Source organism: Leptolyngbya sp. BC1307, from assembly GCF_002286735.1.
Classification (GTDB): domain Bacteria; phylum Cyanobacteriota; class Cyanobacteriia; order Phormidesmidales; family Phormidesmidaceae; genus Phormidesmis.
In genome coordinates this window covers 1-18,382 of record NZ_NRTA01000059.1, presented here as the reverse complement: position 1 = coordinate 18,382, position 18,382 = coordinate 1, and the positions used below count along the sequence as shown (strand labels likewise).

Below are 18,382 nucleotides of genomic sequence, written 5' to 3'. Positions count from 1 at the left end.
GGAATAACCAGGAATTCTTAAGACAAACACCCATTGAAGCGCTAAGTCTTAGGAAGCTCCGTCTGTACCCGCAGGGTCAGAGGGAGAGACTTCACTGTCAAGCCTGCTTTTGTTACAGCTTTTTCATGAGGCTGTCACAGGAAAGTCATACCTATCGCCCATCATCGATTTATTAGGAGTGATAACTCGCTTCCTCACACCCACCTGACCGATATTGCTCAGCGCCGATTGCCGACGCGACGCGATATCGGTTTTTTTTGCTCTTGGTTCCTATTCGGGTACAGCTGCTGGTGCATCAAACTGCTGAGTATAAAACTGAGCATAGCGACCGCCTTTAGACAGTAGCTCGGGATGCGTGCCCGATTCTAAAATCTTCCCTTTCTCTAAGAACAGAATGCGATCAGCCTGCCTGACGGTACTGAGCCGGTGGGCAATGATAAACACAGTGCGGTTTTGCATGGCTCTTTCTAAGGCTTCTTGCACCAGCGCTTCTGATTCGGGGTCGAGGGCGCTGGTGGCTTCGTCGAGAATGAGGATGCGGGGGTTGAGGAGAATGGCGCGGGCGATCGCTATCCGCTGCCTTTGCCCGCCCGAAAAGTTGGTGCCGCGCTCTCCTACCCAGGTGTGATAGCCCTGCGAAAACTGGCTGATGAAGTCGTGAGCGTTAGCGACTTTGGCCGCCGCTTCAATCGCCGCGTAGTCTAGCTCAGTTTGGCCATAGGCAATATTTTGCGCGATCGTGCCCGAAAACAGCGTAGTCTCTTGGGGCACAATGCCGATTTGATGGCGCAGACTGGTAATCGTGACGGTTTTGATATCAACGCCATCCACCAAGATTTGGCCGATTTGCGGGTCATAGAAGCGGGCTAGCAGATTGACGACTGTCGTTTTTCCGGCTCCCGATGGGCCGACCAGGGCAACGACTTCGCCAGGACTGACCTGCAAATCCAGATCGGTGAGGACGGGTTCATAAATGTCCGCTGTGTTAGCGAGAGAATCGTCATTTGAGCCGATGTCGCGGTAGCCGAATCTGACGTTTTGGTAGTGGACTTTGCCGGTGATGCGGGGGAGGGCGATCGCTCCTGGCTGCTCTACCAGCGTCGGCTTCAGGTTCATCAGCTCAAACACTCGCTCTGCCGATGCTTCTGTCTGCTTATAGAGGTTGTAGTTTTGAATAGACAGATCAATCGGGGCGATCAGCAGGGCTAGCGCGGTCAAAAAGGCGACAAAGTCTCCTGATTCCAAATTGCCCAGCGAAATTTGCCACGCCCCCACCATGAACAGCAGCATCACGCTCAGCGCTTCGAGTAGCCCTACCGCCGGATATTGCAGCGAGGTGAGATATTCGCTGCGGTAGCGGGCGTCACGGTTGACTTTGGCCTGCTTCGCAAAGCGAGCCACTTCATAATCTTGGGCGGCAAACGCCTGCACGATCCGAATGCTGCCAAAGACTTCTGTAAGCAGTGAAGAGAGATCGGCGATAGAAGACTGGTTGCGCCGCGATAGGCTGAGCTGCCGTTTGCCGAAAAGACCAATCAGCACGGCCACTACCGGCGCGACCACAACGCCCGTCAGCGAAAGCTGCCAGTTGAGATAAAAGATATAGCCCGCCAGCACCACGATTTGCAAAACGCAGGAGATAAACTGCTGCGACATTTTGAAGGTGACTTCGCCGATGCGCTCGGTATCTTCGGTCAGCCGGTAGGAGAGGTCGCCAGTCTGGGCGCTGGCAAAGTAATCGATGCCCAGCCGATGCAGATTGCCATACACTCGCTTGCGCACGGCCAGCACCAGGTTGAGAGAGGCTTTGGCCGCGCCGACCCGCTGCCCATATAAAAAGGCACTCTGCACCACAAAGTCCGCCATGGCAAAGCTCAGCCAGTAGGCGGTTTGGCCCAGGTTACCCTCGGCGATCGCCCCAGAAGCCCGCTTGGCCAGATAGGGCAAAATCGGCATCGTAATCACGTAGCCAATGACGCAGATAAACGTGACGACAAACCAGGACCGCTGGTCGTTTAAGAAAGGCCACAGGTAGTGGTAGCTAGACTTAGCAGCGCTTTTCACAATTGGCCCAGATCGACGGCAGGAGAATGGGTTGGGTCGGCGGCAATAGCCTCATCCATATGCTTCAAGATCGAATTAGCAATCCGCGCCGACGCCCCAAAGGGGCCAAACCGCTGCCGGCCATTCTCCTCGCAAGCCTGCAAGTAGCTCGCATCATCAAGAGTTTTGACGACGCAGTGAGCTGCTTCTTGCAAAATCTCCGGCGTCGCCGCTCGCTTGCCAATGGTCTGCACTGACAGGCCGAGCAGCCGCTGTTGCGCTTCGGCAAATGCATAGGTAAACTGCGGCCCCTGACCGGCAATCTGCACAATTGGTTTGCCAATCGCCATTGCATGGTTCACTGCTAGCCCCGCCATGCCAATCACCAGATTGCAGCGATAGGCAATGTCGCTAAAGGCATCGCTGTAGCAGAGAATTTCGACCGGATGCGGATAGTCATCAGTGCCCGGATGGCTCAGCCTTACCCAGTCTGCCTGGCGATCGCCGCTGCACTGCTCGTATTGCCAGCCTTGGGTGCGGGCGATTCTCCCTTGGAGAGACTGCGTCAACGCCTCAACTTCTGCCAGCACACTCGGCACCAGCGCCGCTCGAAACTGGAGGCCAGGGTTGAGCTGGGCCACTTTTAGTACTAGCTGCATTTCTAGCTTGAGATTTTCAACCGCTTCTGCCGTACGCGATCCGGGCAGTAAAGCCACCATCTGTTCATCGTCTGCGAGCTGCAAATCTTTCCCGGTTGGCTTTAGCCGGTCCAACGCTGGAATGCCGCCAAAATGAATTTTCTCTAATCCTTGTTGGCGCAAGTCTTCAGCCGTGTACGCATCCCGAGTAAAAACGGCCCGACACCGCTCAGACTTGAGGATATTCCAGAGAATAAAATCCACATTCAGCGTGCCTTCGTAGGTTGACGACAGCGGCGAGATAAAAGAGACAAATGGTTTGCCGCTGAGATAGGCAAACGCCTGCCCAACGGCGTCTCCGGTCGCCGCGACAAAATCTACCTGTGATGCGTACTGTTTCATCGCCTGAAACTGCTTCCAGGTCATGGTCAGCAGACCCGCTCGAATATCGTTAATCAGCCGCAGCCGGTTCATGAAGGTAAACCCACCGGAGGGCAGCGTGTAGGTGGGCCCGATGATCGGCACGTTGAGCTTGTGGTAGTCATTGCCCTCACCCACAATCGGCAGCGCCCCAATTTCTAGGTCGGGGCGAATGGCTCTGAGGGTACGAATCACATGCGCGGAGTGATTGTCTTCGCCGTGACCATTGCTGATATATAAGAGGCGCTGAGACATACGCGAGAGAGCACTAAGCCGCAAAGGGTGTGCCAAAAGAATGAGTCGAATCTATCCTACACCGCTCAGGCATTGCCGATTTTTGCGCTAGCTTTGTCAACTGATACAACGGGACTTGCCAAGGCAGTCCGCGAATGGGTTAATTTGAGGGGCGAACTCTGGATGAAATTCCCATGGCTACTTCCCTGCTTCGTCGCTGCTCTGCGGGTGCGTTTGGTGTGCTGCTAGCGCTGCTGTCTCTACCTTTGGGCCGCTCTGAGCAGGCTATGGCTCAATCGGCGATCGCCCCTGATGAAACCGTCGAGTGTGAGCTGCTGATTGTCGGCGGCGGGCTCTCGGGGACGGCAACGGCCTATGAAAGCCTGCTGGCTGGCCGGACGGTCTGTATGACTGAGCTGACCGACTGGGTGGGCGGTCAGATTTCTTCTCAAGGCACCTCGGCACTAGATGAAGCCAAACGTCAGCGAGAGCTGCTGTTTTACGCTAAGGGCTATAAGGAGCTGCGCAACCGGATCGAAGATTTTTACAATGAGCTGAATCCGGGCGGCTGCTGGGTGAGTGTCTCCTGCTTTCTGCCGCGCGATGCGAATACGATTTTGACTCAGGAGCTAGAAAAGGCGGCTCGCCGGGGGAAAGGAACGCTCAAATGGTTTCCTTCTACGGTGGTCAAAGAGCTACAGCTAAGCGCCGATGGGCGGATGATCGATGGGGCGATCGCCATTCAGCACACCCCCGCTCCCGGCTCTCCACCACTCAACACTGAACTGCTCTCTGAAACGCTGATTGACAGCTATCAGTACGAAGATTCGGCTCGATTTACCAAGAAAATTATTCAGTTTGTTCCCCCCGCTGGTGAGCAGTCCGGCCCGGCTGACTGGTATGTGATCGAGGCGACTGAAACGGGTGAAGTCATTGCCCTTTCGGGTGTTCCTTACCGATTGGGGTTAGATCCGCGATCGCCCCTCAACCCTTCTTCTCCAACTGAGACCGGCGATCCATACTGCACGCAGGGCTTCACCTATACCTTTGGCATGGAGCGCACCGCTGAAGCGCAGCCGCAGCCCAAACCCGTCCACTACGACCAGTACGCGCCCTACTTTAGCTATGAGCGCCGCCGAGACAGTGGCGACTACTTCGACTACGTCTTTACCTACCGTCGCATTGCCGCCCCTGGTCCGCGCCCCGAAGCCAAAGCCTTTGGTGTCTCAGTGCCGGTTCCTGGCGATATCTCCATGCAGAATTGGACCTGGGGAAATGATTACCGCCCCGGCACCGCCCAGGATAATTTGATCTTTAGCTCCGCTCAGCTTGCCGAAACCGGTCAGCTTGCGCCAGGCGGCTGGCTCGGCGGACTGCGAGTCGATGCCCTGCGCGAGGCTGAAGAAAACGCCTACAGCTACTACTACTGGCTGGTAGCGGGCGACACCGATTCTCAGCTTGGCCCCGGCGTCAAAGAGCCTCACCCCGACCATCGCTTTATCGCCGGGTTAGATGCGCCGATGGGCACCGCTCACGGTCTGTCGAAGCATCCTTATATTCGGGAGGCGCGGCGGATTATTGGGCGACCTGCCTACGGCCAGCCTCAAGGCTTTGCGGTCAATGAAATTGACATCTCGCGGGCCGACTTCCGCGACGAATATTACCAAACGGCACTGGGGCCGAAGCGCTACCTTGACCTGTGGCGAGCCCTGGCTGGCTTGAATACGACAGCGGTGATTGACGACAACGTGCCTGCGGCTGACATCATGCGCCGTACTCGCTCGACGATATACCCTGATGCGGTCGGCATCGCCCAATACGCCATCGACTTTCACCCTTGCCTCACCCTCTCGCCGCCGGAGACCCCTGGCAATACTGAGCGCGAAAATATTCGTAAAGCCCACGGCCAAGCTTACCCCGGGCAAATTCCACTGCGGGCGATGATTCCGCAAAATATCGACAATTTGCTGATTGCCGGTAAAACGATTGCTACCAGCAATATTGCGGCGGCGGCTTACCGGGTTCACTCCTTTGAGTGGTCGGTGGGCGCAGCGGCTGGGACAACGGTTGACTTTGCCTTTGACAATGGCGTATTGCCTTACGAACTGGTAGATGAGCTGCCCTCTCGCGAGCCCCTACTAGAGCAGCTACAGAAAAGGCTGAATGACAACGGCAACCCGACGGCCTTCCCGGATACCTCTATCTTTAATCTCGATTGGGAGGCTTGGCGCGTTTGGTAGGGGCTTTGACACAGTCTCTACTGAGGAGGACCGCTTCCAGCACTGTGGAACTTGCCACCGACCTTCGGAACGTATACCTTTAGCAGGCGACTGATATCGCTATGGAATTTTCAGATAGCTGGCAAAACTGGACATTTACCGCGCTTTACCTAACGCTGACGCTGTTCATCATCTGGCAGATCATCAAACCGCGCACGCCATAATAGAGAGTAGAGCGACTCACTTGCTCGCGTAGTCACAAGTCTGTTCAGCCATGCCCGACTTTCTCCCTTCTCAGTCTTCTCGCCGTAAACTGCTCAGCCGACTAGGACTGCTCGGCGGCGCGGCCCTACTCCCTCCTGCCCTACGGTCTTGGGTAGTGCCATCGTCCCCAGCGTCTGCGTCTTCGATGCCTTTGAGCGCCGTAGCCCAGGCTGCTCCGCTAGCGGCGGCTGGGCTTAACCCGCACCGGGTCGTCATAGTTAGCACCACTGACCGCGCCGCTGGGGTCCGGCAGGCCATTGAGCTGTTGCAGCCACCCAGCTTTGAGGGCAAACGGGTGTTCGTTAAGCCTAATTACAACACTGGAGATCCGGCCCCTGCCGCGACCGATCCGGCGGTACTTGAGGCGCTAGTGCAGGAGATTCAAGCTGACGGGGCCAGTCAGATTACCGTAGGCGATCGCTCTGGTATGGCCGAGACTCGCAGTGCCATGCAGCAGATGCAGGTATTTACGCTAGCTGAGCGCTATGGCTTTACGCCGATGGTGTTCGATGAACTAGGGGCTGATGACTGGCAGTATTTTTCGGCTGAGGGCACGAACTGGTCGCAGGGGTTTGCGATCGCTAAACCTGTCTTAGACGCTGACGCGGTGGTCAACGTTTGCTGCCTGAAGACCCATCGCTTCGGGGGGCACTTTACTCTATCGCTGAAGAACGCGATTGGTATGGTGGCTCGCAGAGTGCCTGGCGATGGGCATGACTACATGCGAGAACTGCATCGTTCTAGCAATCAACGGCTGATGATAGCTGAGGTCAACCGTGCTTACCGGCCAGTGCTTAACCTGATTGACGGCGTCGATGCGTTTGTCGGCGGTGGCCCCGAGCAGGGACAGCGGGTGAGGGCCGGGGTAATGCTGGCCAGTACTGACCGGATTGCGATTGACGCGGTAGGAATCGCCATTTTGCGTATGTTAGGCACTACCCGCGAAGTCTCTAGCGGCTCCATTTGGAGCCAGGCGCAGATTCGCCGCGCCGCCGACTTGGGATTAGGCGCTGTCAGCGCTGAGCAGATAGAATTAGTCACAGCCGATAGCAGCAGCGCTCAGATGGCTGATCAACTGCGTCCTTTTCTCAGCTAGGGCTATTTTTGCGAAGCGATCGCAGTCTCTGAAACCAACACTTCCTTAGCCAACAGCTTCAGAGACTGCATCTATGGGCAAGTGGCTACCGTGATGGGCAAACGGTGTTACCTTCCGAACCATCTCTCGTTCAGGTGTTAGACCGATGAATTTTCAGCGAGGACCGAGCGACTGTGAATTTTAAGTTTGGCATCGAGCATGAGGTCGCTTTCTTACGACCTGACGGAGAGTTTGCAGACTTTGCCAATACCTCTTTTGCCGAATTCGACGCGATTATCGCGCAGCTACCCCGGTACGAACAAGATTATCCTCAGCTGCGGATAGGCGATGCGGGCATTAAGCTAAAACGCTGGTACATAGAAGGATTTGAGCGATTTGACCAGACCGGTAAGGTAATTGACTGTCCGCCCAAAGGCATTGAAATTCGCACTACGGTGCAAAGCAGTATTGAAGAGGCCGTGGCACAGCTCAAAGGGAGTTTTGAGCAACTGCGGTCTCAGGCAATAAAAGCAGGGTTTTTACCTGTGCTCACCAGTTTTCACCCCTACAGAAGCGAATTTGTTTTTGATCCACCGCTAAACGCCTTTGAGCAGCGCCGCCGCCAAGCATCACCAGAGATGCAAACGGCCCATATCCCGATGCTTACTCAGGGGCCAGATTTAAACCTTTCGGCTGAAGGTCTGACAGTTACGCAGCTCATCGATATTGGGCGCAAGCTAACGTATTACAGCCCGTTCATCATTCCTTTTAGCTACAGCTCACCTTTTTATCAGGGCAAAGCTTGGCAAGGGCTTTCTATTCGCACTTTTTATCGCACGGGCCCTCGTCCTGCCGCGATGGTTTTTGTAGAGCATGAGGCAGATTTGCTCGACTCTGTGCCCTCACTCACACAGATGGCCAGATTGCCTGCTGAAGTGGGCCGGATAGAGTTCAAAGCGTTTGATAGCTGCGGTGATTTTGAGCTATACGGCAGTCTGTTGGCTTTGCTTGAAGGGCTAGTGCTCGATCAGACGCTGACTGGGCGGGCAACCATCCCCGATGCCAAGCTGCATCAGCAGTCGGCGCGGTTGGGCTTTGCTGATGAGGAAATTTATGCAGGAGCTTGTGAAGTGTTGGACTCTGTTATTAAGGTGCTGCCAAGCGAAGGCGATTCTCCGAAGGAGAGGCTTTGCCATCGCGCTCGGCTAGAAAGATTGAGCACTATGCTACGAGGCCAATACAGCCCCGCTCAAACAATGCTAAAAGCCTATGAACAAGGTCAATCTATCGCGCAGATTTTGCAACAGGGATATTGTCTATCGAGCGCCCAACGAACAGGGATGGAAAGAAACGTCTTAACAATCACCAACCAGCCTTGGCTCGATGAGTCTAATGCCATCACTTGAAGTGCAAAGACTGTTCCTGAAAGATATTCAATCGAGACATCGGTCTGATGGCGACCAGCGCAGCTATTTTTTACCGGTGACCATTTGTGTAGCTGCAGGGTAACTGCCAGCTTTTTGTCAGCGTTATGACTAGATCAGTCCGGGGCTGGGAGACTCGTTTGATAATGCTCCAGAGCTGAAGGGCTTCTGTAGCCGTTTGAATAGTCACTTTCAAGGGCTGAAAGCCACCGCACTGACAGGTGATGTCTAGCTCTTGCAGGCGATGGTAAACCTGCCAGCGATCTTCACAGTCAATGGCGATGCCAGTTGGCTGATGAGGCGCTGGGTCGGCGGGCGGCTGAGATGATCTTACGGAGTTGGATGACGACATTTGGAAAAAGTATCCGAGTGACAAAAATTGCTGGCGAAGGGGAAAATAGAAGCTATTGTCAAACGACTAAATAGCGGTAGAAAGTCGTTTTGAGAGGGTGCTGACTGTGTGATGCCGCATCAGAGGGCTTTTGCGGTAATCTTATCAGGATAAAAAATAACTCGATGAGAGGAATTTCTGTTAAGCCAGATAAGAAAAACTGTAAAAATAAAATGAATTGTTATGAGTTATCAATATGATTGGTTTGCATAACTAGAAGGTAGTTTCAATAGTCTTTCTGAGAGCTTATGAGTGGCGGGTCAGTTTCATCTTATGTAAACCCCAAAGGCTATTAGCTTCATAATTTTGCACATGATCAACGGTTGATTTTATTGAGAACATGTATCAATCCAAACGGGGAAAAGCATGTACTTTCAAGAGATGCGGACTTTCTCGATAAGCTAATATACTGATCGTAATTGGCACCCATTGCTAAATTCCAAATTAACCGAAGAGGATCTAATAATATGGCTATTTCATCTGCTGTGATCACCCCTTTTGGGCAAGTTGCCGACAACGCTATCCTGCTAGAAAAGTCTACGACTGAGCCCGTTTGTGAAGGCTTAAATATTGCTTTAGCAAGCATGCAGGGCGTTTACGTTCAATATCAAAAGCACCACTTCGTCGTTGAGGGCGCTGAATTTTATCAGCTGCATCAATTTTTTGAAGAGAGCTACGATGCGACTAAGCAGCATGTGCACGATTTCGGCGAGCGCCTAGATGGACTCGGGGGCGTACCTGTCGCTAGCTTTAGGACGCTGGCTGAGCTGTGCTGTTTTGAGCAAGAGCCAGACGGCATCTATGGCTGTCGGCAAATGGTAGAAAACGATTTGCGCGCTGAGCAGGCGATTATTCAGGTGCTGCGTCGCAATGCGGCTCAAGCAGAGAGCTTGGGCGACAGAGCCACCCGCTACCTTTACGAAGGCATTTTGCTCAAAACCGAAGAACGCGCTTACCACTTAGACCATTTCCTCTTCTCCGATACGCTGGTTCAATTGAACTAAGGCTAACTATAGGCCGAGTACAAAGTTTTTCCAAAGCAGCCACCGATGAGGGTGAGCTGCTTTTTTTATTAATGAGATCTCGTCCCGTTGGTTCAGTTATACCTTTAGTTGATAATCACTGTCAAGAAAGTTTCGGCAGGTTTATCAAACTAGCTCACTCAGGCTCAAATCCCTTATCTACCCTTATCTATCGGTCGTTATGAGCCGGATTAAAGCTGCCCTATTCGTAAGCAGAGCTTTCAGCGATGAACATGAGATAACAATTTCTTATAGAATGGTTCTCAATAGGGTTCTATGAATGACGCTAGAATAAAGCCTATCCTAGCCGTCTGAAGTCGGCGTACCGGACGTTAAAGCAGATGTTTACCTGTATAGAACCTTAGCGATGGCTGATATGAGTGCAGCTCAGTTTTGCCTGATAGGACAGTTCCTGACGTTTCTGCCTGGGGAAAAGTCGCCCTATCAAAAGCTTTCGCTAGAGGTGGCGCGAGATGACGGGACTGTCAATGCGCCGCCGGTCACTTATCAGATACAGCTGGGTAAGGATTTGCGGCGAATGATGTATCGCTATCTAGCGCCTCAAGACTGGGTGAGGGTGGTGGGCAAACAGGTAATAGATCAGCGCAGCGGTCAAATGGTGTGGCGAGCGGCCGAAATTTCTAAGCTTTCCCTGGGTCAAGTAAATCAGCTCAAGCACCAGACGGCATTACCTAGAGCGTCTCAATCACCCAAACCCATTCGAGTACTGATTTGCCAAAAGTCTGACTGTCGTCAGCGGGGAAGTCTGGCGGTAAGTCAAGCCATAGAAGCGGCGATTCTGCAGAGAGGAGACTTCGCCAACGCTGAAGCAGGCAACTCAAAAATAGTCATTCAGACAACCGGCTGTATGAAACGCTGTCAGGCTGGGCCGAATGTGGTGATGTTCCCGGGGGGAGCGCATAGTCGGGTAACGCCAGAGGAAGGGCGATCGCTCATTCAGTCCATCCGCTAAAAGCACTTGCAGAATTCTTCGAACGTTTTGCGGTAAACCATTTTCTCGTGAGGTGTCCAGCTAATCTTGCCATTGCGCTCTAGTGCCTTAAGCAAGCGAGTGACGGTCACCCGAGTAGCCCCAATAGACTCAGCAATTTCTTGATGCGTAAGCTTGAGCAGAATATGGCGGCCTGCAGATGTCGGTTCACCGAACGTGCTCGCTAGCCAGCAGATAAACTGAAGCAATCGCCGCTCGGACTGACGGCAGTGGGCAATTCGTAGCAAGTCATTAGACTGACGAATCTGAGCCAATATGACCGCTTGCGAACAGCAATAGTCACTCCCTAAATATTCAGCGGTGACTGCCGTCAGGCACTGCGCTTCGTAAGGGTGCATCTGGGCTAGGGCACAGCCCAGAATATCGCCTTTTGACCAGAAGCCCAAAGGAACCGACTCTCCTTCTGCACTCCAAGTAAGCGATCGCACGTATCCCTCCTGAATGCGCCATAGTCCGCCCTCATAACAGCAGTGCAAATTTTCATGGCGCTTAAAGTGAAAAAGCTTGGGCTGATACAAGTCTTGCATGGGGCTTTCGGTTAGATAATCATGGGTGGGACAGTAGTCAGCTGGGTAGTCACGCGTGGGATAGTCAATTGCAGCTTCGCTACAGGCAGTGGTGGGCTACGCCGTACATTTAAGCCGGTAGTTGCCCGTAAAATACTGACAGCGATGGCAAGGCACCTGATGCAGCCGCTTAAGATGGCTGAAGCCCTGTTTGCAGGTACGTAAAGTACTCCAAATTAAGAGCAGACTCAGGCTACCGAGAGTAACAAGACCGCAGATGCTGAGGGCAATCACGAGACCTCTTCCCTAAAGAAATGTCTTGAACAAATCATTAAAAATCACCACAGCAGCCGTTCTTTTTAGGCAGACGGCCACTCAGTCGACAGACAACAAAAGCACTTATTGAGAGCTACATTCAATAAATAACTGTTTTGAGTATACTGTAATTTCCTTTAATAGGAAAAATTTTCAATAAAGAATTTTGGAACACAAAAAAGCGTGTAGTTTCTGTAGAAGCCACACGCATTGGTTGGTGTATTTAGGAAGCGATAGAAGACAGCTTAAACCCAGCCGACTCTATCCATCAGCTGCACTGCAGCAGCCTGGTTTTCACCATAAGTGGAGACATTCACACTGTCGTCTTTAAAGTCGCCAAAGTTGGCTACCGCTGGGGCAAGCTCAGCGTCTTCAACTACCGGATATTCGTTGTTTCCTTTGGCAAAAAATTCCTGAGCTTCAGTCCCTGCTAAATATTCTAAAAACTGTCGGGCCGCTCTCGCATGAGGCGCGGAGGTAACCACGCCCGCACCGCTGATGTTGACATGGGCACCTCGGCCCGATTGGTTGGGAAAGAAGACGCCGATTTTTTCGAAGATGGCTTGTTTAGCCGGATCTTCTTCCTCCAGGTAGCGGGGGAGGTAGTAAGTGTTTGCGATCGCCAGCTTGCCTAGCCCTGCTGCTGCTGCTTCAATCTGCGCCCGGTCGTTACCCTCGGGCGGCCGGGCAAAGTTTTTGACAAAGGCTTTGGCCCAAGCTTCAGTCTCTTCTAGTCCATTCGCCTCAATTAAAGAAGCAACCAAAGACTGGTTGTAAATATTATCTGAAGACCGAATCAAAATTTCGCCGCGCCAGCGAGGATCAGCCAAATCTTCGTAGGTGGAAAGCTCTGCCGGGTCCACTGTGGCTTTGTTATACATGATCACGCGGGCCCGCTTGGAAAAGCCAAACCACTTGCCCTCGGGATGCCTCAAGTTTTCAGGAATACGTCTGGTGAGCACCCGAGAAGAGACAGGTGCAAACACACCCACTTGATCAGCTCGCCACAACATACCCGCGTCAACTGTCATAAACACATCAGCTGGGCTGTTAGCGCCCTCGGCCTCAATTCGCGCTAGCAGCTCCTCTGCTTTACCTTCTAGCAAATTGACGCGAATACCGGTGAGATCGGTGAACGTCTCGTACAGTTCGTCATCGGTGTTGTAATGGCGAGACGAGTAGAGATTGACTTCACCCGTTTGGGCACGAACCGACCGAGGTCGCAATACCTGAGTAGCGGCAAATGCCGCAGTGGCAGCTGTACCCCGAATTATCAGTGACCGTCTTGAAAGCTTCATAGATTACCGTCCTTAGCTGGTTGAGCAAGATTCAGAGTTGGTAGCATCTTACTATTAATGAGAGTCATTCTTACAAGGAAAATTCAAAATAATTCTGAAAGCCTTGTAAATCAATAGGAATATCTTATTTATTTCGCCAGCTAGCTCTCCTTACTGAGAATTAATAAGGTTTAGCGGCAACTTAGCCTATCGCCTGCATTTAAATAATTATCGACAATGAATATTACTTGTGACTGTGAACTAGTTGTTGAATATCGAAAAACCATCAGAGAGTATTTCCCCAAAAATGCCGCTGTGAAAGGGATTTAATTGGGTGATTGCAAAATAAATACCCTGATCTGCTCAGTTATTTATTGGGATCTATTGCCATTAACTTGAATATGTCATAAAGTTGACGAAGTCGAGGTGACCTGATTAAAAAACAAAAATACCAAGGTACTGCAACTATGCAATCGTATGGAAAACCAACCGTAAGATACGACTGGTGGGCAGGTAACGCCCGCTTTGCCGATATGCCGGGGTTGTTTATTGCTGCTCATGTCGCTCAAGCTGCCCTGATTACCTTTTGGGCTGGAGCATTCACTCTCTTTGAAATCTCTCAATTTGACCCTGGACTGCCAATGGGTCAGCAAGGGCTAATTCTGTTGCCTCACTTGGCTACCTTAGGTCTTGGTGTGGGCAGTGGTGGCGAGGTTATCAATACCTACCCGTATTTCGTGATTGGCTCTGTTCATCTGATCTCTTCTGCTGTGCTGGGTGCAGGCGCACTGTTTCACACGGTTAGAGGCAGTAGCAGTCTGAAGGAGGCCAATGGCCCCGCTCAGCGCTTTTACTTTGAATGGGATGATCCGGCTAAGCTCGGCGTGATTCTAGGACATCATTTGTTGTTCTTAGGCGCTGGAGCGCTGGCATTAGTAGCCAAAGCAACTCAGTGGGGAGGTCTTTATGACGCGACCATTGGCGAGGTGAGAACGGTGACCAATATCACGCTCGACCCGGCAGTCATCTTTAGCTATCAAATTCACTTTGCCAGTGTGAACAGCCTGGAAGATTTGGTGGGCGGTCACGTGTATGTCGGTACGCTGCTGATTGCTGGCGGTGTTTGGCACATTCTTGTCCCCCCGTTGAAGTGGGCCAAGAGAGTGTTGATCTTCTCGGGCGAGGCGATCTTGTCTTACTCGCTCGGCGGAATTGCCCTGGCCGGATTTGTTGCAGCCTACTTCTGTGCGGTGAATACGCTGGCCTATCCGCCGGAGTTCTACGGCGCTCCCTTAGCCATTAAGCTAGGCATTACCCCCTACTTCGCTGACACGGTGAGCCTGCCGCCGGGTGTGTATACCGCTCGCTGCTGGCTGGCCAATGCGCACTTTTTCCTGGCGTTCTTTATGCTACAGGGCCATCTCTGGCATGCCCTGCGGGCAATGGGCTTCGACTTTAATCGGGTGACCGATGCGTTAGATGCGACGGCTTCGACGCCAACAGCGTCATAGCGGACGAGTGTAAGTCGACCTATTGTTACAAATGTCCTCTCAAGACACACAGCCCGCTGTTTTTTTAGCAGTGGGCTTTTTTCCAGCTGAAGCGACCAAAGCTCTCTCTAAAATGTTCGCAAGGCTAACCTACTTTCTTGTCTTCTGTGCAGTTAGCACAGATACCATAGAGAATAAGCTGGCAATCAAGTACATGATAGCCAGCTTCCTTTGCAGTTTTTTCACCAATTTCAGCCACAGAGCTTTCTTCAAACTCTAGCGTTTGGTTGCAATGCAAGCACACAATGTGATGGTGGTCGCGCAGTGGGCGGTTGAGTTCGTAATGCTTATGGCCTTCTGCGAGTTCAAGCTCCCTTAGCAATCCCATACAAACCATGAGGTGAAGTGTTCTATAAACCGTAGATAGACTAATCCGATTCTCCGTAGGAGCCGCATCGCCAACATCATCTTCCCTCAACGCCCTATGAAGATCTTCTGCGCTGAGATGTTCGCCCTGAGCGAGTGCTATGAATATGCTCAGAACTTTCTGGCGCTGCGGTGTTGAGCGGTACCCTCTTGAATTCAACTTATCCTTGAGAGCCTCATCTGACAGAAAAGTCATAACGCATTTCCTTTAATGTTAGTAATCATTCTTATTTAGAAAGGCTGAAAAGGTCAAGTCATTTGGGTAAATGAAGGCGGATAATAGCGCTTATCCCTATCGTTACGGCGTTTCAGGTCTTTTCCTATGAATCTACCTGTAGAAGCCTCATAGGAATGCATTTTGATAGTGTATAAGGCACAAGGAAGCTCTGCACCAGCGGGCGATCGCAGATGCAGAGCTTGTAAAGCTCAAGTCAGCGGACTCTGGAGCAGCAAATGCTAGGTTGGCAAAATAGAGCGCTGGCAAGACGGGCAGACTGCATGGATAGCAAGCTGACAATCCAATAGCTGATAGCCAGATTTTTCAGCTGTTTTGGCACCTACTTTCAAAACAGAATCATTTTTGAACTCAACTGTCTTGCTACACCGCACGCAAATGAGATGATGGTGATGATAGGGAGAGGGTTGGTTGATCTCGTAGCGTTTTTGACCCTCTGCTAGCTCTAGCTCCCGCAAAATTCCCATACGAGACATTAATTTAAGATTGCGATAAATCGTAGAGAGTCCAATCGGATCGTCTCCCTCCTTCAGCATTTCGCATAAGTCTTCTGCGCTCAGGTGCCTGCCTTCCGGCAAATTTTGAAATGTCGTCAGGATCGTTTCACGCTGAGGGGTCATGCGCCAGCCGCGTTCGTGTAGCTCCGCTTTTAGGGCTGATGGTGTGTAAGCAACCATAACTACATTTCCCGCTAATAACCAATAGCATCCAACTAGATGAGAATGATAGCGAATCTGGAAGCTATTTGCAATAATCATCAACTATTGAGATTTATAGCTAAGAGCGGTTTACAAAGTATTACCTTATGGCAATTTAAAGCCCCGTGACATGAGGGCTCGGCAATTTTGCTCTGGAAAATAATTTGGACAGGGAAAAGAGTGCAAGGCGAACGGAAACGGCATTGGTACTCCTTGGGGCTTGATTTGGGCTTGACTGGCTCTACAGGATTCACTATGCCAGGAAGCTATGCAAATTTCCCGAGCCCCTTGTCCAGAAGTGGTTTAGGGAATTTTCATCTGTGGCCAGCATACTAGATTCGGTAGAGCCGCTTGACTGACTAATAAGACCCTATTTCAATTGCCTGATCTCTACAGTATCTCTAGTAGTGTTAATTACCACTAATTACCACAGAGTGATTTAGCCAGGTTCTTAAGGAATAGCATTGTTTCAGTTGATTTTAGCGGATGACCGCAGTAGTATTGGTGAGAGTCTTTCCCAATTGAGGGCGTGTAATGGACGGAGCAGGTTTTGACCCTACTCGCTGGAGCCACTGGTTACTGATTATCTGCTTCTCTGGTGTGTCGGCGGTAGGCTTGGCCCTCTCGTGGCAATGGCGCAGAGAGGCTAGGGTAAAACGCCAGAGAGCTAAGCTAGCTCACCGATTGAGGCAGGAATTGCACGGCGTAAGTCGCTTGTCACCCAAAGAGATACGATTTCCTGTCGGTGAGGCTTCACGTTTGTCTGGAGAGACTTTGCTAATGCCCGAAAACTTTCCTTCCTACGAAGAGTTTTCGAATGATCGCTCGGCTAGCTCCTGAGCTAATAGTCCTTCTAAAGACCCTTTTAAAGACTCAGTCTCTCTACAATCAGTGTTGCATACTCTAAAGTTAAGTTTGTTCTGGAAACTCTGTCTGCTATCCTTTGCGATCCACGGGGCTATGCTCAAACTGCCGTGGCCTCAAGAACCCTTGCAAACTGAAAGCGAAGTTCCTAAAGATGAATCTTTAGCCTCTATCCAGCCAGCTGTGATTGCTACAGTCAGTCTACCGACAGCAGCCCCTCCCGAGGAAAGCTTGAGAGAAACTAACGAGCCCAACCTACCGGCTGCGAATACTCTACCAGTTCCTGCGAACCTTCCTCCAGCGGTGTCTCCGGAGCGATCGCAGCGTCTACCCACAGAAGCGCTACAGTCCGTTCAACCCAGCCAGGGCACTCAGCTAATTCAGCCTCAGCCCGTTCCACAGACAGCACCCGTTGACTTGTCACCGCCACCGCCATCTCCAACCGATGGTGATACAACCGATGGTGATAGCCCATCTCCCTCGGGTTCACCGCTTGATACTGAGCCAGAACACGGCACGGTAATGGTGCTAGGCGAAGGGTTCCCGCATTTAGTGGATGCTCAATCTGGTTGCTACGGCCTAGAAGGCTGTCGTCAGTTAGATGGAAACTACCGTCAAGCGGCGCAGCAGTTGGTCGATCAAATGGAAGGCCAAGGCTATCAGCTTGCTGAGCGCAACGATATTGACGATGCCGGACATCGAGTTTTTGAAGTGACTAGAGCCGATGAACCCGAGAAAACCTACTACCTCAATATATTTTCACCAGATGCGGGTAGCGCTGTTTATGTCTTGGCTCTAGATATTTTGAGCCTAGAAGAGCTGAAGCAGCTAAATGGCTAGACCCCTGTGCCTCTCTGCCCAAAATGTTCGTGATCTGCTCTATTTTGTGCGGATCAATATTTGAACGCACAGTTAGACAATCTCAAAGGTGACGAAGTCAGATAACGGTGAAGCTGAGAGGCGACCAGTATCTTGCCGAATACCTAGAATCTTCTAACTGTCGGCTCCTGCGTAGTGTTATGCAGAAGGTGCACCCAAAGGAGCTTTTGATGCGGGACTCGACTGGTCAGAACTGGGAACAGGAGATATTTGGTTTGAATCCACATCTACAAGTTCAATCCGCAACTGTTTACCCAGCACGGCAGCAGCCCGATCCATCGTTTTAAGCGTAATTGCAACATTTTCAGGATCAAGCAATCTATCAAGAGCTGAACGACTTGTATTCATCGCGTCTGCCATCGAAGCTTTGCTAAAGCCCTGATTTTCCATCACCTGAGCAATCTGCCAAGCCAAGACGCGCTTTAGGGCGATCGCACTTACCCCTCCCAGAATCCCCTCCTCTTCTAAAAAATCATCGAAAGAAGAGCCTACATGAGTAGCATCCATCATTTTCCTGCCTCCTTTTTCTTACGCTTCAGTGCCAGAGTGCATATGATCGTTAGCTTTCAATCTCAATATACTCAGACGGCATGTAATGTATTCCCTGAGACTCGTTTGTAACCCCCAATGAGTCATAGAGAGTGAATTTTCCTTGTAGTAGAAAGAAATCTGGATTCAAGTTAACCCTAACTGCATCCGAGAACTCATTCAGCGCAACAACAATATTCGCTAAAAGGTTATCTGCAACTTTCTCCCATTTCTTAGACTCCTCAGCACACTGGTCGAAATCTTCACGCCAGGTTTTTTTCCAACTTTTATCTTCAGCCCAAAAGTCATCTCGCAAATAGCTTAACTCCTAAGAAACACACTCAGCAATATCAGGTTTAGGCACGAGATCAAAGCCTAATGATTGGGCTTTTCGCTGTAGCTGGATAAAGGTTCGTTCACGA

At 51.3% G+C, this 18,382-nt stretch carries 16 protein-coding genes; 7 read left to right on the top strand and 9 right to left on the bottom strand.

Translation table 11 applies throughout. The features are described from left to right. Positions 1–270: 270 nt before the first annotated feature. Complete coding sequence (locus CKL79_RS19815; protein WP_346427071.1) at positions 271–2,031, bottom strand: ABC transporter ATP-binding protein; 1,761 nt, start codon at positions 2,029–2,031, stop codon at positions 271–273. A 29-nt stretch (positions 2,032–2,060) separates the two neighbouring features. Beyond that, a complete protein-coding gene (locus CKL79_RS19810) occupies positions 2,061–3,356 on the bottom strand; it encodes a lipid-A-disaccharide synthase-related protein (protein WP_121971280.1) in 1,296 nt (431 codons plus the stop codon). A 266-nt stretch (positions 3,357–3,622) separates the two neighbouring features. On the opposite strand from CKL79_RS19810, the gene CKL79_RS19805 reads away from it, so the two are divergent. The 3 genes from CKL79_RS19805 to CKL79_RS19795 all read left to right on the top strand — a co-directional run bounded on the left by CKL79_RS19805 (position 3,623) and on the right by CKL79_RS19795 (position 8,299). After that, positions 3,623–5,575 (top strand): FAD-dependent oxidoreductase, encoded by a 1,953-nt coding sequence (locus CKL79_RS19805; RefSeq protein ID WP_240518987.1) that lies wholly within the window; start codon positions 3,623–3,625, stop codon positions 5,573–5,575. Positions 5,576–5,828: 253 nt separating this feature from the next. Continuing rightward, positions 5,829–6,914 (top strand): DUF362 domain-containing protein, encoded by a 1,086-nt coding sequence (locus tag CKL79_RS19800; protein ID WP_121971278.1) that lies wholly within the window; start codon positions 5,829–5,831, stop codon positions 6,912–6,914. A 173-nt stretch (positions 6,915–7,087) separates the two neighbouring features. Then, entirely contained in the window at positions 7,088–8,299 is a 1,212-nt protein-coding gene (locus CKL79_RS19795; RefSeq protein ID WP_205879161.1) for a glutamate--cysteine ligase, read from the top strand. Positions 8,300–8,369: 70 nt separating this feature from the next. Here the strand turns inward: CKL79_RS19795 and CKL79_RS19790 are convergent, their stop codons facing one another. Then, the gene (locus CKL79_RS19790; protein WP_240518986.1) at positions 8,370–8,669 is read right to left on the bottom strand and encodes an Asr1405/Asl0597 family protein; all 300 of its coding nucleotides are present in this window, start codon (positions 8,667–8,669) and stop codon (positions 8,370–8,372) included. A gap of 506 nt (positions 8,670–9,175) precedes the next feature. Here CKL79_RS19790 and CKL79_RS19785 point away from each other — a divergent pair. Together CKL79_RS19785 and CKL79_RS19780 are read left to right on the top strand one after the other, a co-directional pair. After that, on the top strand, positions 9,176–9,712 hold the full coding sequence (locus CKL79_RS19785) for a DNA starvation/stationary phase protection protein (protein ID WP_170944130.1): 537 nt from the start codon (positions 9,176–9,178) through the stop codon (positions 9,710–9,712). Between the two features lie 385 nt (positions 9,713–10,097). Next, positions 10,098–10,703, top strand: a complete 606-nt coding sequence (locus CKL79_RS19780; protein ID WP_121971277.1) for a (2Fe-2S) ferredoxin domain-containing protein — start codon at positions 10,098–10,100, stop codon at positions 10,701–10,703. Here CKL79_RS19780 and CKL79_RS19775 read toward each other — a convergent pair. Together CKL79_RS19775 and CKL79_RS19770 are read right to left on the bottom strand one after the other, a co-directional pair. Continuing rightward, positions 10,700–11,269, bottom strand: a complete 570-nt coding sequence (locus CKL79_RS19775; RefSeq protein ID WP_121971276.1) for a Crp/Fnr family transcriptional regulator — start codon at positions 11,267–11,269, stop codon at positions 10,700–10,702. The genes CKL79_RS19780 and CKL79_RS19775 overlap by 4 nt on opposite strands. A 539-nt stretch (positions 11,270–11,808) precedes the next feature. Next, entirely contained in the window at positions 11,809–12,861 is a 1,053-nt protein-coding gene (locus CKL79_RS19770; RefSeq protein ID WP_121971275.1) for a Fe(3+) ABC transporter substrate-binding protein, read from the bottom strand. 446 nt (positions 12,862–13,307) lie between these two features. On the opposite strand from CKL79_RS19770, the gene CKL79_RS19765 reads away from it, so the two are divergent. Continuing rightward, positions 13,308–14,351 (top strand): chlorophyll a/b binding light-harvesting protein, encoded by a 1,044-nt coding sequence (locus tag CKL79_RS19765; RefSeq protein WP_121971274.1) that lies wholly within the window; start codon positions 13,308–13,310, stop codon positions 14,349–14,351. A gap of 124 nt (positions 14,352–14,475) precedes the next feature. Here the strand turns inward: CKL79_RS19765 and CKL79_RS19760 are convergent, their stop codons facing one another. Next, positions 14,476–14,952 (bottom strand): Fur family transcriptional regulator, encoded by a 477-nt coding sequence (locus tag CKL79_RS19760; RefSeq protein WP_121971273.1) that lies wholly within the window; start codon positions 14,950–14,952, stop codon positions 14,476–14,478. A 260-nt stretch (positions 14,953–15,212) separates the two neighbouring features. Beyond that, positions 15,213–15,668, bottom strand: coding sequence for a transcriptional repressor (locus tag CKL79_RS19755; RefSeq protein ID WP_121971282.1), 456 nt, complete (start codon positions 15,666–15,668; stop codon positions 15,213–15,215). A gap of 981 nt (positions 15,669–16,649) precedes the next feature. Here CKL79_RS19755 and CKL79_RS19750 point away from each other — a divergent pair. Then, a complete protein-coding gene (locus CKL79_RS19750) occupies positions 16,650–17,393 on the top strand; it encodes a hypothetical protein (protein ID WP_121971272.1) in 744 nt (247 codons plus the stop codon). 177 nt (positions 17,394–17,570) lie between these two features. Here the strand turns inward: CKL79_RS19750 and CKL79_RS19745 are convergent, their stop codons facing one another. Further along, a complete protein-coding gene (locus CKL79_RS19745) occupies positions 17,571–17,942 on the bottom strand; it encodes an XRE family transcriptional regulator (RefSeq protein WP_121971271.1) in 372 nt (123 codons plus the stop codon). 49 nt (positions 17,943–17,991) lie between these two features. Further along, positions 17,992–18,276, bottom strand: a complete 285-nt coding sequence (locus CKL79_RS19740; protein WP_121971270.1) for a hypothetical protein — start codon at positions 18,274–18,276, stop codon at positions 17,992–17,994. Positions 18,277–18,382: the final 106 nt, after the last annotated feature.

Coding starts and splice junctions, on each gene's coding strand:
- CKL79_RS19765 (WP_121971274.1), top strand. CDS start 13,308: ATGCAATCGTATGGAAAACCAACCGTAAGATACGACTGGTGGGCAGGT.
- CKL79_RS19810 (WP_121971280.1), bottom strand. CDS start 3,356: ATGTCTCAGCGCCTCTTATATATCAGCAATGGTCACGGCGAAGACAAT.
- CKL79_RS19770 (WP_121971275.1), bottom strand. CDS start 12,861: ATGAAGCTTTCAAGACGGTCACTGATAATTCGGGGTACAGCTGCCACT.
- CKL79_RS19780 (WP_121971277.1), top strand. CDS start 10,098: ATGGCTGATATGAGTGCAGCTCAGTTTTGCCTGATAGGACAGTTCCTG.
- CKL79_RS19775 (WP_121971276.1), bottom strand. CDS start 11,269: ATGCAAGACTTGTATCAGCCCAAGCTTTTTCACTTTAAGCGCCATGAA.
- CKL79_RS19760 (WP_121971273.1), bottom strand. CDS start 14,952: ATGACTTTTCTGTCAGATGAGGCTCTCAAGGATAAGTTGAATTCAAGA.
- CKL79_RS19805 (WP_240518987.1), top strand. CDS start 3,623: ATGGCTCAATCGGCGATCGCCCCTGATGAAACCGTCGAGTGTGAGCTG.
- CKL79_RS19755 (WP_121971282.1), bottom strand. CDS start 15,668: ATGGTTGCTTACACACCATCAGCCCTAAAAGCGGAGCTACACGAACGC.
- CKL79_RS19800 (WP_121971278.1), top strand. CDS start 5,829: ATGCCCGACTTTCTCCCTTCTCAGTCTTCTCGCCGTAAACTGCTCAGC.
- CKL79_RS19745 (WP_121971271.1), bottom strand. CDS start 17,942: ATGATGGATGCTACTCATGTAGGCTCTTCTTTCGATGATTTTTTAGAA.
- CKL79_RS19790 (WP_240518986.1), bottom strand. CDS start 8,669: ATGTCGTCATCCAACTCCGTAAGATCATCTCAGCCGCCCGCCGACCCA.
- CKL79_RS19750 (WP_121971272.1), top strand. CDS start 16,650: ATGCTCAAACTGCCGTGGCCTCAAGAACCCTTGCAAACTGAAAGCGAA.
- CKL79_RS19785 (WP_170944130.1), top strand. CDS start 9,176: ATGGCTATTTCATCTGCTGTGATCACCCCTTTTGGGCAAGTTGCCGAC.